Raw genomic sequence first — 14,926 nt, 5'->3', positions numbered from 1 at the left:
GCTTCCTATTATTCTGGCTTATTAGGAATATTTTGGTTTGGAACATAGTCAGATTTATAATCTGTATAGTTCACTTCCGTTACCATCCCTGCTGAAGCATGATGTAGGTCGTGACAGTGGAGCATCCACTCACCGGGATTGTCTGCTACAAAGGCTACTTCATATTCTTCTCCTGGTTTTAAGTTCAATGTATCTTTTACAATTGGAGAACCTTCTATCGGTTTTCCATCTTTACTCAACACCTGAAAGAAGTGCCCGTGTAAATGCATTGGGTGATCATCCATTTTAGAACGATTTACCAACTTCACTTTTACTAAATCACCCTTTTTTACTTGAATTGGGTCAATATCCGGAAATACCTTTCCGTTAATTGTATATACCATTTCATTTCCATTCATTTGCGTATTTAAGTCCATATTATATGTGGCAGTATACTCTTGATTTAACGTGAAACTACCTAATTTTTTAGTACTATATTTCATTATATCTACTTTCGGTAATTTTTCTTTTTCGTCTGCTTTATCTTTCATCTCTTTACTGCCATCATATTCAATAACAGCTTTCATTCCTTTTGCACCTTTATTTTTCGAATGGTCTTCAACATACCATTTCCCAGTTTTATTAGCAGTAAATTCAATATCATAACGTTCGCCCGGTGCGATTGAAATTACTTTATCCTTTATAACTTTTGGATCGTTTATTGGTTGACCATCTGTCGCAATTACTTTTATATCATGACCGTGAACATGTATATCATGTGATAGATAACCAGCATTAACGAGTCGAAAACGAACTTTATCTCCCTTATTCACTTTCAATGGCACTACTAAATCACCGCTTTTTCCATTGATTGTGAATAAATCATACATACTCATATCATGACCTTCCATCTTCATATTTCCATGGTCCATTCCTGCCATATTGCCAGAGTCTTTTTGATCACTGCCCATGTCCATACCAGAATGATCCATGCCGTTCTTATCATCATTCTTTTCCTCATTTTCATTACCTTTAGATTTATTACCTATTTGCCCTTTTGTCATTTCTTTTAACTGCTTATTCATTTCTTCTTTATCTGTAACCCATTCATCCAACATTAATGTGTAATCTTTATCATATTTTTCTTTTGTATCCTCTACAATGAGCGCTCCATACAAACCTCTATCTAATTGATTTACAGAATCTTGATGCGAGTGATACCAGTACGTTCCTGGTACGTTCGCTTCAAATTCGTAAGTGAAACTTTTTCCTGGTTCAACTGCATCTTGTGTCACGCCCGGAATTCCATCCATGTTATTTGGGACAGGATATCCATGCCAATGAATAGATACTGGTGCAGATAATTCATTTTTTAATGTCACTTTCACCTTTTCACCTTTTTTCACCCGAATTTCTGGACCAGGAGATGAGCCATTAAATGTCCAGACTGGAACAATAACACCGTTACTTAACCTTTGCTTTTCTTCTTTCGCTATTAAAGTAACTTCTGGTCCTTTTTCAACCTTCAATGGTTTTGTAGCTGTTTCAGTCTGTATTGTTTTTTTATCTTTCATATTTTTATGATCATTTGTTGTATTTGTGGCCAAAGAACATGCAGCAATTAAAAATATTACAGAGACTGTAACGGCTGCTAATACAAATCGCTTCATGGAAAATCCCTCCTTTTTCTTTTTCAAAATCATTATAGAAGTTGATTTTCAAGAAAATAAGGAGATGTAATTAGATCTTACGTAAGCTAATTGGAAAATTACTAAAAGCGGAGACATTACAAGAGACGAATATTTTAGTAATACAAAATGCTTTCCTTGTAGCGACTATATTAGCCGTTCTCGTATTTGTTTTGACGTTATTTCTTAAGAAACAATAACACTACTATTATTAAATAAGAAAAATGTAGCTAAAATGCTCTTCACAAAAGAACTTAGATTTTTGTATAATAAGAACTAATGTTCCTCACAGACAATGGACTCAAATTACACAAATATATCAAATAGAAGAGGATTGATATACGATGAAAATTGATAGACCAAAAATTTCACCAGAGTTATCTTCAAAGAATTTTCAAGATATTTTTTATGAAGAAGATCCAACATTGGAAGTGTGTGAAATTATAGACTCCACTTTCGAAAATGAATCTGTAGATAGAGTGCGGTTATATGATGCGGTGATAAAAAACTGTAAGTTTACTAATACAGACTTTAGCAATATTGATATTACAGATGTTTGTTTTGAAAACTGTGATTTATCAAATGCTAATTTAAGCAATTCTTCTGTTCACAGAGTCGAATTTAAAAACAGTAAATTAATCGGAGTAAATTTCACAGGATCTAGCTTAGGAAATGTTAAATTTGAGAATTCAATTTTGAATTTAGCGGCATTTGGAAATTCTAAACTAGAAAAAATCATCTTCAATGAAATTTCATTAAATAATGCAGATTTTTTTGACTGTAAACTTAAAAAAGTTGAATTCCAATTATGTAGTCTTGATGAAGCTAATTTTGATCAGACATCACTGAAGGGGATAGATATTAGTTCTTCTACCTTTGATACACTTACAGTTTCAGTGAACGATTTAAGAGGATGTAAAGTATCGACATATCAAGCTGTTCAGTTTGCTACTTTATTAGGATTAATAATTAAAGATTAGTATTTCGAAGAAAAGAACCCTATCCCGAATCATGGATTTTTTAATTGTCCACGATTCGAGATAAAGTTCAAATAAATTAGTGATGACTCTTTTATTATTTAACTACAGCTTGGTTTCCTTTTACATGTTCATTATTTACACTCATAAATTCTTCAATTTCTTCAACTTCCCTAATGATATCTTTTGACAAGTTTTCATACCCGTCTTTCGTTACAAGAATGTCATCTTCAATACGAATTCCAATTGATTCTCCTTCAATATAAAGACCAGGTTCAATTGTTATAACCATACCTTCTTCTAACACTCTATCTTTATATGTTCCTACATCATGTGTATCTAAACCAAGGAAATGGCTGACACCATGATAATAGTATTTTGATAACTCTTCATCTTCTTGAATTAAGCCAATTGCTTTACACTCTTCTGCCAGTACCTTTTTTGTATGCTCATTTAATGTAGCGAACTTTAATCCTGGCTTAATAATCTCTGTTGTTTCTTTTAATGCTTTTAATACAATATTATAAATTTGTTTTTGGCGACTAGAGAATGTTCCATTTGCCGGGAATGTATAACTAATATCAGCGTTATAGTAGTCTTTTTGAGCACCTAAATCTAGTAATACTAAGTCACCATTTTGAATTTGTGCATCATTATCTTCATAATGAAGAACTGTAGCATTTTTTCCACTCGCCAAAATTGTATTGAACGCATGGTACTTAATGCCAGATGATTTCAGTGTAAAATCAAATTGGGCTTCTAATTCATACTCCATCATGCCTGCTTTTGCATGCTTAAGTACGTTGTAAATACCGTCTTTCGTTATAGCAATCGCTTCTTTAATAATTTCAATTTCTTCTTCTGTTTTAAATACTCGTAATTCACAAATGTTCGGATATACATTACCAATTGTTACGTGTGGGTATTTTTCTCTTACATGTTTAGCAAATGCTAATGTTTTTGTCTCCGTACCATTCCACTCACGACTTTCTATATCTAAATATAAATGCTTCGCATTTTCTGTAAAGAGTATATTTGACATTGTCTTTTCAAAGCTATCTAAATATACAACTTTCTTTATACCTGAAATTCCCTCTGCTTCTTCGCTAGAAACTGTTTTCCCAACCCATTTTTCCATTACTGGATCTGACTTTTCAATGAAAAGTGTCTCTTCTACACTATTCCCAACCTTTTTCAGCATAAAAATAACATTTGGTTCATCGATTCCCGTTAAGTAGTAAAAATTACGATTCGGTACAAATTTATAATGTGCATCAGCTGACATATGCGGTGCTTGTCCCGCAAATAAAATCGTAATAGATCCCTCTGGTAATGTGTTTGCTAATCGTTCTCTATTTTGAGCAAAAAATGTTGATTTCATAATAATCCCCCTAGCGTTTTATGTATAATTGTGAAACTAATTATTCAATACACTTCATTCTATTATTGTTATAATTTTTCGTCAATTTTTAACTAAATTTTAGATAGTATTGACACAGACAACTAAACAAGTTAAAATAACTATAAATTAGTAAGTTACTAATTTGAATTTAAATAAGAGGTGAACAAAATGCAAAACATTTTATTCCGTATTAATGAATTATCAAAAAAAGAAAGAACGTCTGGATTAACAGTTGATGAAAAACAAGAACAACAAATGTTGCGTCAAAACTATACAGAAACATTTCGTGGAAGCCTAGATTCCATTTTATTAAATACAAAAATTGTTGATCCTAATGGTCTTAACGTTACACCAGTTGCATTACAAGATGCTCAAATACGTTTAAAATTAAGCAAATGAGTTCCGCGCTAAAGAATTTCAATAAAACATAAACAGAGCTGGATTTCCTATATAGAAATTCCCGCTCTGTTTATTGCCTTTTCTAATTTAGTAAACGAGCGATACATCGCAATTCTCCACGACACAATCATCGCAAATGCAAGTAAGAAAAACATTCCGCTTAACTCTGCCAAATCAATTGATTGGCTTAAATATGACTTTAATGCCACGCGTACAGCTAATAAGCCTACTAAAATAAATATGAATGCTTTTGACGGTTTCATAAATATATGTTCGCCTTTTATTTCGAACTTAGTTGTTTTAATAAGAAAAATAGAGAAAATAAGCCCTATACTAATTGCCTCGACTATTTCTAACGATGTTAATCGAAACTCTGGTAAAAAGTACATCATCGCGCCTGTACTCATAAAAATTGGTGGTAATATAATTTTCTTTTTCGTTACCGGCTTTTTCGCTGCTTTAAAACGTAGAAACATTACTCCAACAGCCATACAAACTGCTACGACACTTGATAAAAGTGCTATCATACTTTCCACTCCTATCTATTTAAATGACTTTTTTAGCAAAATCATAAACCAATAAGTAACTACATGCCGCATTATAGGATTTCTTCATTATATTCCTCCTGCTGTAAACTTTCCATATTTGCTGCAATCATTTTACGCAAAGTTTATGAACGGAATATGAACAAAAAAGCCATTCTGCAATTAATAATTGCAGAATGGCTTTTTAACTTATTTTAAATCGTCTATTGTGAAAGCACCTGGAAGTAATTGCTCAACAGTCACTTCTTTTTCATCACCTTTTACATTCGTTAATAATACAGGCATTTTCGGATCACAGAATTCAGCAATTACTTGTCTACACGCACCACATGGTGAAATCGGTCCATCAGTTTCTCCTGTAATAACTAAGTAACTAAAATCGCGCTCACCTTCTGATACTGCTTTAAATATTGCTGTTCTTTCTGCACAGTTACATAAACCGTAAGAAGCATTTTCTATATTACAACCAGTATAGATTTTCCCTTCTTTCGTAACTAACGCTGCGCCAACAGGAAATTTAGAATACGGAATATACGCTTTCGATAACATCTTGTTTGCTTCTTCAATATATTTTTTCTTATCCATATTATTTCCCCCTCAAAGTAAATGAAATGATGATTAGTCAGTAATAACTGTATGAACTAATTTAGGAGCCATTGCTGTTTCAGCGATAGAGATGTTCTCATAAATTTTTGCTTTTACATCTTCTACATTTTCACGATTTGCGTAGATTGTTACGAATGGCTCGCCTTCTTTTACTGCATCGCCAACTTTTTTACGTAACATTAATCCTACTGCTAAATCGATTTCATCTTCCTTCGTTGCACGACCTGCACCAAGTAACATAGCTGCAATACCAATCTCATCTGCAACAATGTTAGAAATAACACCTGAAGTTTTTGCAGGTACATCAATTACATACTTAGCTTGTGGCATTTTTTCTGGATTGTCTACAATTGAGCTATCTCCGCCTTGATTGCTTAAGAACTCTTTAAATTTCTCAGTTGCTTTTCCGTTTTTCATCACTTCAATTAGCATTTCACGAGCTTCTTCTAACGTATTTGCTTTTTTCGCAAGTACGACCATTTGGCTACCTAATACAAGTACTAATTCTGTTAAATCTTCTGGACCTTCACCTTTTAACGTATCAATCGCTTCTTTTACTTCTAGAGCGTTACCAATCGCAAAACCAAGCGGTTGTGACATGTCCGAAATAACAGCCATAGTTTGACGTCCTACATTATTTCCGATACGTACCATTGCATGTGCTAATTCTTTTGCATCTTCTTCTGTTTTCATAAATGCACCAGCACCTGTTTTTACATCAAGTACGATTGCGTCAGCACCAGCTGCAATTTTTTTACTCATAATTGAACTTGCGATTAAAGGAATTGAGTTAACAGTTCCTGTTACGTCGCGCAATGCATAAATCTTTTTATCTGCAGGTGTTAAGTTTCCTGTTTGTCCAATAACAGCTACTTTGTCACGGTTTACAATATCAATAAATTGTTCTTTTGTAATTTCAACGTGGAATCCTTCTACCGCTTCTAATTTATCAATTGTTCCGCCTGTATGTCCTAAACCACGACCAGACATTTTTGCTACTGGTACATCTAAAGCAGCAACTAATGGTCCTAATACTAAAGTTGTTGTATCACCAACACCGCCAGTTGAATGTTTGTCTACTTTAATTCCTTCAATTGCTGATAAGTCGATCGTTTCTCCAGACTCAACCATCGCCATTGTTAAATCTGCACGTTCGCGATCTGTCATATCTTTAAAGAAGATTGCCATTGCAAGCGCACTCACTTGATAATCAGGAATACTTCCGTCTGTATATCCATTAATAAAGAATTTGATTTCTTCAGTCGTTAATTCTTTGCCGTCACGTTTTTTTGCAATAATATCTACCATTCTCATTACAATCACCATTCCTTTTTATATGATACGAATCTATTAAAATAATAAGCCAACGATTGTTGCTGATAAGAAACTTACTAATGTTGCACCGAATAGTAATTTCAAACCAAATCTTGCGACTACATTCCCTTGCTTTTCATTTAAGCTCTTAACCGCCCCTGCAATAATCCCAATTGAAGAGAAGTTTGCAAATGAAACTAAGAATACAGATATAATCGCTGTCGTTCTATCTGAGAAATTAAAGTTTCCTTGTGCTAAATCTGTCATAGCGACAAATTCATTCGATACTAATTTTGTTGCCATAATATTTCCGGCATTAACTGCTTCATGCCAAGGTACACCCATAATAAATGCAAATGGTGCAAATGCATAACCAAGAATTTCTTGGAATGAAATACCGATTACACCTTTAAATACTGCATTAATGAATGCGATAAGAGCAACGAAACCGACTAACATAGCTGCTACTGTAATCGCAACTTTAAATCCATCAATAATATATTCCCCTAATACTTCAAAGAAGGTCTTTTTCTCTTCTTCTTGTACTTCTAACATATCTTCTTCCTCAGTAACTTCATACGGGTTAATGATAGAAGCGATGATGAAGCCACCGAATAAGTTAAGCACTAAAGCGGTTACAACATATTGTGGTTTTAATAACACCATATATGATCCAACGATAGACATAGAAACTGTAGACATTGCTGATGCACATAATGTATACATTCTTTTCTCTGGCAATAACCCTAGTTGTTTCTTAACTGATATAAATACTTCAGATTGTCCTAAAATCGCAGAAGCAACAGCATTATATGATTCTAGTTTCCCCATTCCATTTACTTTACTTAATGCTAGACCGATAGATTTCACAATAATAGGTAATACTTTAATATGTTGCAAAATACCTATTAAGGCTGATATAAATACGATTGGCATTAATACACTTAAAAAGAACGAAAACTCTTTTTGATTTACTAGTCCACCAAATACAAAATTCACACCGTCAGCAGCATATTTTAATAACTCTCCAAAACCATCTGCTATTCCGCTAATTAATATATTCCCTACACTTGTATTTAATAATAAAAATCCCAAAATGAATTGTAATATAACCATCGTTATGATTGGGCGATATTTGACTTTTTTTCTATCATTACTAGCAAGCCAAGCGATACCTAAAATCAATACGAGGCCTAAAACACCGATTAAGTATTTCATAAGCCGTCTCCTCCCATTCGTATCCGCTTACATTTTTTTCAATTATTAAAGCAATAGATACACTTTACTTTGTGTATCTATCGCTTTTGACTTCATTAATGATTAGTAGTTATCTGTAGCACCTTTTGCATCATTTAATACGATTGCAACACTAGCACTTGCTCCAACGCGAGAAGCTCCAGCAGCTACCATTTTGTCTGCATCTTCACGTGTACGAACGCCACCAGATGCTTTTACACCAACGTTTGGTCCTACTGTTTTACGCATTAATGCGATATCTTCAGCAGTTGCTCCGCCAGTTGAGAATCCAGTTGAAGTTTTTACGAAGTCAGCACCAGCTTTTACTGATAATTCACAAGCGCGTACTTTTTCTTCATCTGTTAATAGGCAAGTTTCAATGATTACTTTTACAAGAGCTTTTCCTTTTGCTGCTTGTACTACTTCATAAATATCTTTTTCAACAAGTTCGTTGTCGCCATCTTTTAAAGCGCCTACGTTGATTACCATATCAACTTCAGTTGCACCTTTTGCGATAGCATCTTTTGTTTCAAATGCTTTTGTTTCAGTAGTGCTTGCTCCTAATGGGAAACCGATTACAGTACAAACGTCTACATCATGTCCAGCTAGTTCATCAGCCGCTAATTTTACCCATGTTGGGTTAATACAAACAGAAGCGAATTTATATTCCTTTGCTTCTTCAATTACTTTCATAACATCTTCTTTAGTAGTATTAGCTTTTAAAATTGTATGGTCAATTAACTTTGCAATGTTCATTATCTTCACTCCTCATATCTTTTAACAACTTCATTCTAACTCTTAGTTGAACAAATGTAAATACACTTTTGAAATTTTGTTCATTATTTTTAAAAAGGAATTTTCTTGTAGTAAATAAAGCGCATTCTAACAAAGAACATTTCAAATATATAATCAAAATTTTTATGTTAACAATGGTAGTATGTATCTCCATATCCATAATTATTTTTAAAAAGGCAACTTGTGTTCAAAAAACTCCTATCATTCATACATAACAAAATAAAAGGCGTTCTCAAAATTAACATCTTGAGAACGCCTTTTATTTCTAATCTTTTTGATAATGTAACAATTCTTTTGCTGTATGCTGATCGATAATTAATACATTTGCATACCCGCCACGTAACGCACCATCAATTGCTTTGATTTTTCTATTACCACCTGCAACTAAAATAGAACGTTTCTTTAATTTCAGTTCTTCTAACTCAATTCCAATGGTCCGCTTATTAATTTCTTCACTACTAATATTTCCGTCCCCATCAAAGAATCGTGAACAAATGTCACCGACCGATTGTTTTTTGAGTAAACTCGTTTCACCCTTATCGAAATAACCTAATCGGAATAATAGCGCTTCGTCTCGCACTGTTCCTACAGTGAAAATTGCAATATTCGCTTGCTTCCCCATTTCGATAATATGATGAATATGTCGATCCTGCTCTACTAATTCTTTTGTCACTGCATTATCAAATATAACTGGAAGAGGTAGATTTCTTGGCGTCGTTTGAAAAGCATCTGCAAATAAAGCTATCGTTTCATTCGCATATGTATTTACACTTGAATGACTAATACCACCTTTTAGCTGGACAACCTCTACCCCTTTTACATGTTGCGGTACGATTTTTCTAGCGATTTCATACATCGTCATTCCCCAGCTTACACCAACAATATCACCGTTTTTAACTGTCTTTTCCATATACTCAGCTGCATATTTACTTATATACTCTGTAATCGTTGCATATTCCGGTACTGGAGAAAATACAACATGTGCCTCTAACAAGTTGTATTTTTCTTTCAGTAAATTCCCAACGTTATCTAAATCCGCAAATGGATCAGCGATGCTAATTTGAACAAACCCTTTTTCTTTCGCATACTTTAACAATCTAGAAATTGTTGGTCTTGAAATATTTAATTTGTTAGCAATTTCTTGCTGACTATAATCTGATTGATAATATAATCTTGCAACTTCAACGCTTAATTGTTGTTTATCTTTTTCCATAGTAACTCATTACAAATCCCTTCCTGTATTTCCCTTTCGTTACAAGCATTATACAGCTTTATGCAAAAAAATTCGACTACCGAATTTTATCTATCTGAACTTCTACTACACTTAATATATAATGAAAACTTATTGTGTAGATTTACAAACTCAATATAGATACGCTTGAAACATGTAAATCGATTAACATTTAATTCACATTTTTTCTGTAGTAACGATAACAAAGCCGTTCAATAAGAAACATGAAACATCATCTAAAAACTATTCAAATACCCCTTATAAACAGAAGATACTATTTATAAGGGGTATTTATTCAATTTAATTTTATAAAAATTGGATGGAAACAATGCAAGTTCTCACTTATTTAGAATAAGTGAAAAGATGATGTTTTATTTGTTCAATAAAATAATGATGGTGTATATTATCGTTAGATACTCGACTTGCCATAATAGCCCCCTCCATTGAAGAGGCAAGAAAGGAAGCGAGTGATATAACCTCTATATCTTCTTTAAATTCTTGTTTCTCTATTCCTTCTTTTATGAGAGAAGCCATTAACATTACTGTATCATCATAACCTTTTGCTGCTGCTTTTTGTAATTCTGGAAATACTCCAGTACTTTCAATGGCACTATTAAGTAATGGACAGCCTCCAGCAATAGGAGGATTATTAGCTGCATCTTGATATACAAGGAAAATTGCAAGGATTTTATCAATTGCTGTCTTTTTATTTTCCATTGCTTTATGAAAATGACTCCACATAATCTCACCACTTTTGTCGTAGGCAGCAAGGACAATTTCTTCTTTACTTTTGAATCTACGATAAATAGATCCTTTAGGTAGTTCAGTAGCTGTCATTATATCCTGGATGGATGTGCGAGTTATCCCATTAGTATTAAATAAATATAAAGATGTTTCAATAATTTTTTCTTTAACCTTATCAACTTTAGTCATGCTTTGTAATCCTCCTAATGAAAACGATCCTAATATTCTAGGTAATGTTTACCCTCTATTTTCTTAATTTTTTTGTAAGTATAAATAAGTTTGGAACAGAAATATCTTATCAATCCCTATCTTATGGAAACCTCAAACAATACAGTTTGAAAAGAAGTTAATCAAATTGTATTACCTACATAACTTAAGTGAATTTTCTGTCAAAACAACATGACCAATTGTTTAATTCAGTCATATTATACAACTAATTTCATCTAAAATCGTAGAGGTGTAAAAATATATAGTTAATTTTAACGTATAGACATATGATTATTATATATAATTTTTATCAATATGTTTAGCTAAAGTGTTTGAACTACTCCCACTTTCACTTCATTCTATAAAAGATTAACCATTAATGATTACTGGAATTAAATTGTAACAAAGCAACTGAAATATAAATATATTTGCTTTTTTCCATTTTGATTTTGTTAATACTTTATAAAAAGGGTTTAAAAAACTAGAAACTTGTAGTATCATTAGATTTCGATTCGGACCGAACCGTCCGGTTTAGAATCCTATATAAATATATTTAGAAGGAGAGCGTTATGCAGAAAGAAAAATCAAAAATTATAGGTAATTTAATTATGGGGGCAATACAGTGAACTTTATAAAAATGAATAAAAAAGAAATCATTATGCTAATAATCTTTACACTGTTTGTACCATTTCAAATTGGCTTGTACATACTATTTGGCATATCACTTTTAGCTAATGTCAATTTAGTTGAATCAGAATTTGTTCTGAGTGCCATCGGTTTTACTGTACCTGCTATTGTAGGAATCATTTGCTTTAGGAAAGAAATTATTGAAAGTTTTACTTATTTTAAAGAGAAGACAATTTTGAAAATAGTAAGTATTCCTATGGTAGTTTTATTTACGTTAATTGTGGAACAGTGTGTTATGTATTTTCTAGCAACTGGTCAACCAGAGAACCAAGAGCAGCTCCTTGAAACGGGTGCAGAGGTACCTCTTGTATTTACATTGCTTGTATTTGGTATTCTGGGTCCAATACTTGAAGAAATTGTGTTTCGCCACATATTAATAAATCGTTTTTCTTACCATATTGGTACCGCTATTGCATCTATCATTTCGATTATGATTTTTACACTTCTTCATACGAACCAACTTTCGGATATTGCTATTTATTTACCTGGATCGTTGATACTTACTGCGGCTTATCTTATTTCTAAAAGATCCATTGCATATGTTATAGCGATACATATGTTAAACAATTGTCTTGGTTTCATTCTGTAAGAAACTAGACTTGTTTCTGGTGCCAAAAATACTTTTTCTATGACATAAGAAAGCTAATCAAAAATTATAAAATATTAGGAGAGTGTCAGTCATGATTGTAACAACAACTTCTGGAATTCAAGGTAAAGAGATTATTGAGTATATTGATATTGTAAATGGTGAAGCTATTATGGGTGCAAATATTGTCCGCGATGTATTCGCTTCCGTTCGTGATGTTGTCGGTGGCCGTGTTGGTGCTTATGAAAGTAAACTAAAAGACGCTCGTGATATTGCAATGGGCGAAATGAAAGAACTTGCAAAAGAAAAAGGTGCGAACGCTATCGTTGGTATTGACGTAGATTACGAAGTTGTTCGTGATGGAATGTTAATGGTTGCTGTCAGTGGTACAGCTGTGCGTATATAAGTAAATAAAAAAACGGTTCCTCCCTTGGAATTTATACTTTGATGGGAGATCCTGGTTCTGTTGCAGATTTTAAAGAATAAAACGAGAAATAATCAACTTTTTTATTTCTCGTTTTATCTACATATTTATTTTTGGAAAAATAACCTAACTCCAAATACTAACAATACTATGCCCGTAATACCCTCCATTGTACGGTTCACTCTTTCTTTTCTTAAAAAAGTTCTTAATTGACGTATGAGTGAGATGTAAAGTAAATACCATATTGCTGTCAAAGTCGTAAATGTGACTCCTAATAAAAGAAATTGGAGGAAATGATTTTGATTACTCACAATAAATTGGGGTAAAAAACTAAGGAAAAATACAGCGGTTTTTGGATTTAAAATTGCCGTAGTAAATCCTTGTCTAAAGCTTTTAATTGCCCCAATATCCTTAGAGTCCATTTCTGCTGAACCTGACATATCTTCTTTTTTATGTAAGGCACTTTTAATTGACTTTACAGCTAAATAAATTAAATAAACAGCCCCAGCATATTTTATAAATGTAAATAACATAGCAAATTTCATTAAGATAGCAAATTTCATTAAGATAGCAAATTTCATTAAGATAGCAGAAAGTCCTAACGTAGCCATTATTGTATGAATCATCATTCCAGATATCGTTCCTAAAACAGTCTTTATCCCGCCATTTTTACCATGCGAGATAGTATTTTTTGTAACTAGTGCAAAACCAGGACCAGGCATCATTATGATTAGCATTGCTGTAAGGATAAATAATAGATAATTTTCCATGTTGTAGTATTTCCTCTCCAATTTTTAGTTTTGCTTACAGTATAGCTTTTTTCATTAAAACATTACATATAAAAGACTTGATCAGAAATTTATTTAGGTTATTCGTATCAATTTGATTAAATATTACCCAATAGCCACATTGATAAAACATATGACAAACTTATATATAATTACAAGTTCAACTCTCACAAAAAAACAGGATAAAAAAATAAACAGCAGAACTAGTCCACTGTTTACTTTGCCACACCTTCATGTAATTTTTCTGTATAATCCTTTACATCTTTCCAGCTATCTTTCGCTGTATGTAAATCTTCTTTTATAAACGTAAACTCTTCCGGACTAATCCCTTTTACGTTTTGTAGTAAATTATTATATTTTGCACCTACTGTATACCATTGATTTGATATGTTTTGTAGTGCTGTAATTGCTGCATCGATTGTTTCTGTCATGTTTGTTGTTTTATTTTTTACATCAGTCAAAATTACGACTTCTGCTTGTGCTCCTGAAATTCTATCTTTTAAATTGGCGATTTCTCTTTCTGCATTTGCGATATCTTTTTTCGCAACCGCAATCATCGGCCCGCCAGCAAGACATGTTATTAGAGCTACGCAAAGTACGCCACCAGCAATGACCATATCATTACTCTTTTTAATCGAATCGTTATATGTATTTATTTGTTGCTCTAGAGCTGGAATACCAGCATTCGTACTTGCCAATATCGCTGTTAACTGATTTGTATCCTCTTTGAAACTATTTGTATCTTTCGCCATTCTATCGCGAAAAGCTTTCAAATTTCCTAATAATCCATCTACCTCATTTTGATTCTTTACAATATCCGCATACAACTTTTCTAAATCCGCTTTTAATTTTCCGCTATCCTTTTGATCAATCGCTATTAACATGTCATTATAATACGATTGAAAAGTATTATTGTAATTTATAATATTTTGATCCGTTTTCATAATTTGAGGCTTCATATTATTTAACCAATATGCTGCATTAATTTTTGCATCTCTTTGATGCTGAATCATATTCCCTTTAAATTCACTATTAATCGAACTTATTTTACTTAAATCCGTCTCTTGTTGATTTTGAATTAATTTTGCATATGAATCCATTGCAAATATGCTTGATGTCGTTTGTGCCATTACATCTTGGAATCCTGCTGGTCCAAGAGAATAGTTTTTCACATTTTCTTGTAGCACCTTTGCATTTTGTTCTGCTGCAAAAGGATGTAAAGGAAATGCGTTACTCGTTGCCACCCCAGCAATCATTACCGCTAAAAGACATTTTTTATAAAATCGTTTCTGCATATTTTTCACCTATTCTCTTTATA

15 protein-coding genes are annotated in these 14,926 nt (G+C 32.7%); 4 read left to right on the top strand and 11 right to left on the bottom strand.

The annotated features are described in order from the left end of the window. Positions 1 to 8: 8 nt before the first annotated feature. Complete coding sequence (locus NST86_RS09335; protein ID WP_061664476.1) at positions 9 to 1,649, bottom strand: multicopper oxidase family protein; 1,641 nt, start codon at positions 1,647 to 1,649, stop codon at positions 9 to 11. Positions 1,650 to 2,011: 362 nt separating this feature from the next. Here NST86_RS09335 and NST86_RS09330 point away from each other — a divergent pair, with 362 nt between their 5' ends. After that, complete coding sequence (locus NST86_RS09330; protein WP_061664477.1) at positions 2,012 to 2,647, top strand: pentapeptide repeat-containing protein; 636 nt, start codon at positions 2,012 to 2,014, stop codon at positions 2,645 to 2,647. A gap of 94 nt (positions 2,648 to 2,741) precedes the next feature. Here the strand turns inward: NST86_RS09330 and NST86_RS09325 are convergent, their stop codons facing one another. Continuing rightward, entirely contained in the window at positions 2,742 to 4,025 is a 1,284-nt protein-coding gene (locus NST86_RS09325; protein ID WP_061664478.1) for an aminopeptidase P family protein, read from the bottom strand. Positions 4,026 to 4,214: 189 nt separating this feature from the next. On the opposite strand from NST86_RS09325, the gene NST86_RS09320 reads away from it, so the two are divergent. Next, a complete protein-coding gene (locus tag NST86_RS09320) occupies positions 4,215 to 4,445 on the top strand; it encodes a DUF896 domain-containing protein (RefSeq protein ID WP_001179616.1) in 231 nt (76 codons plus the stop codon). 47 nt (positions 4,446 to 4,492) lie between these two features. On the opposite strand, the gene NST86_RS09315 is transcribed toward NST86_RS09320, so the two are convergent. The 7 genes from NST86_RS09315 to NST86_RS09285 form a co-directional block, all read right to left on the bottom strand. Beyond that, the gene (locus tag NST86_RS09315) at positions 4,493 to 4,972 is read right to left on the bottom strand and encodes a CcdC family protein (RefSeq protein ID WP_016117591.1); all 480 of its coding nucleotides are present in this window, start codon (positions 4,970 to 4,972) and stop codon (positions 4,493 to 4,495) included. 207 nt (positions 4,973 to 5,179) lie between these two features. Beyond that, the gene (locus NST86_RS09310) at positions 5,180 to 5,575 is read right to left on the bottom strand and encodes a cytidine deaminase (protein ID WP_000358533.1); all 396 of its coding nucleotides are present in this window, start codon (positions 5,573 to 5,575) and stop codon (positions 5,180 to 5,182) included. 33 nt (positions 5,576 to 5,608) lie between these two features. Further along, on the bottom strand, positions 5,609 to 6,910 hold the full coding sequence (locus tag NST86_RS09305; protein ID WP_061664479.1) for a pyrimidine-nucleoside phosphorylase: 1,302 nt from the start codon (positions 6,908 to 6,910) through the stop codon (positions 5,609 to 5,611). A 36-nt stretch (positions 6,911 to 6,946) separates the two neighbouring features. Continuing rightward, a complete protein-coding gene (locus NST86_RS09300; RefSeq protein ID WP_044795723.1) occupies positions 6,947 to 8,128 on the bottom strand; it encodes a NupC/NupG family nucleoside CNT transporter in 1,182 nt (393 codons plus the stop codon). 102 nt (positions 8,129 to 8,230) lie between these two features. Then, positions 8,231 to 8,902 carry a deoxyribose-phosphate aldolase gene (deoC, locus tag NST86_RS09295; protein ID WP_001017441.1) on the bottom strand — a complete coding sequence of 224 codons (672 nt, stop codon included), beginning with the start codon at positions 8,900 to 8,902 and terminating at the stop codon, positions 8,231 to 8,233. A gap of 304 nt (positions 8,903 to 9,206) precedes the next feature. Continuing rightward, entirely contained in the window at positions 9,207 to 10,154 is a 948-nt protein-coding gene (locus tag NST86_RS09290) for a sugar-binding transcriptional regulator (protein WP_000409785.1), read from the bottom strand. Positions 10,155 to 10,514: 360 nt separating this feature from the next. After that, the gene (locus tag NST86_RS09285; protein WP_000169648.1) at positions 10,515 to 11,105 is read right to left on the bottom strand and encodes a TetR/AcrR family transcriptional regulator; all 591 of its coding nucleotides are present in this window, start codon (positions 11,103 to 11,105) and stop codon (positions 10,515 to 10,517) included. 640 nt (positions 11,106 to 11,745) lie between these two features. Here NST86_RS09285 and NST86_RS09280 point away from each other — a divergent pair. Continuing rightward, a complete protein-coding gene (locus NST86_RS09280; protein WP_001009301.1) occupies positions 11,746 to 12,399 on the top strand; it encodes a CPBP family intramembrane glutamic endopeptidase in 654 nt (217 codons plus the stop codon). A 91-nt stretch (positions 12,400 to 12,490) separates the two neighbouring features. After that, positions 12,491 to 12,802 (top strand): heavy metal-binding domain-containing protein, encoded by a 312-nt coding sequence (locus NST86_RS09275; RefSeq protein WP_000637518.1) that lies wholly within the window; start codon positions 12,491 to 12,493, stop codon positions 12,800 to 12,802. A 125-nt stretch (positions 12,803 to 12,927) separates the two neighbouring features. Here the strand turns inward: NST86_RS09275 and NST86_RS09270 are convergent, their stop codons facing one another. Together NST86_RS09270 and nheC are read right to left on the bottom strand one after the other, a co-directional pair. Further along, positions 12,928 to 13,590, bottom strand: a complete 663-nt coding sequence (locus NST86_RS09270; protein WP_340933573.1) for a LysE family translocator — start codon at positions 13,588 to 13,590, stop codon at positions 12,928 to 12,930. 233 nt (positions 13,591 to 13,823) lie between these two features. Further along, positions 13,824 to 14,903, bottom strand: coding sequence for a non-hemolytic enterotoxin NHE subunit C (nheC, locus tag NST86_RS09265; protein ID WP_001171981.1), 1,080 nt, complete (start codon positions 14,901 to 14,903; stop codon positions 13,824 to 13,826). Positions 14,904 to 14,926 lie beyond the last annotated feature (23 nt).

This window comes from Bacillus sp. FSL L8-0199 (assembly GCF_038005705.1).
Taxonomy (GTDB): Bacteria; Bacillota; Bacilli; order Bacillales; family Bacillaceae_G; genus Bacillus_A; species Bacillus_A cereus.
This window is presented reverse-complemented; position numbering and strand designations above follow the sequence as displayed.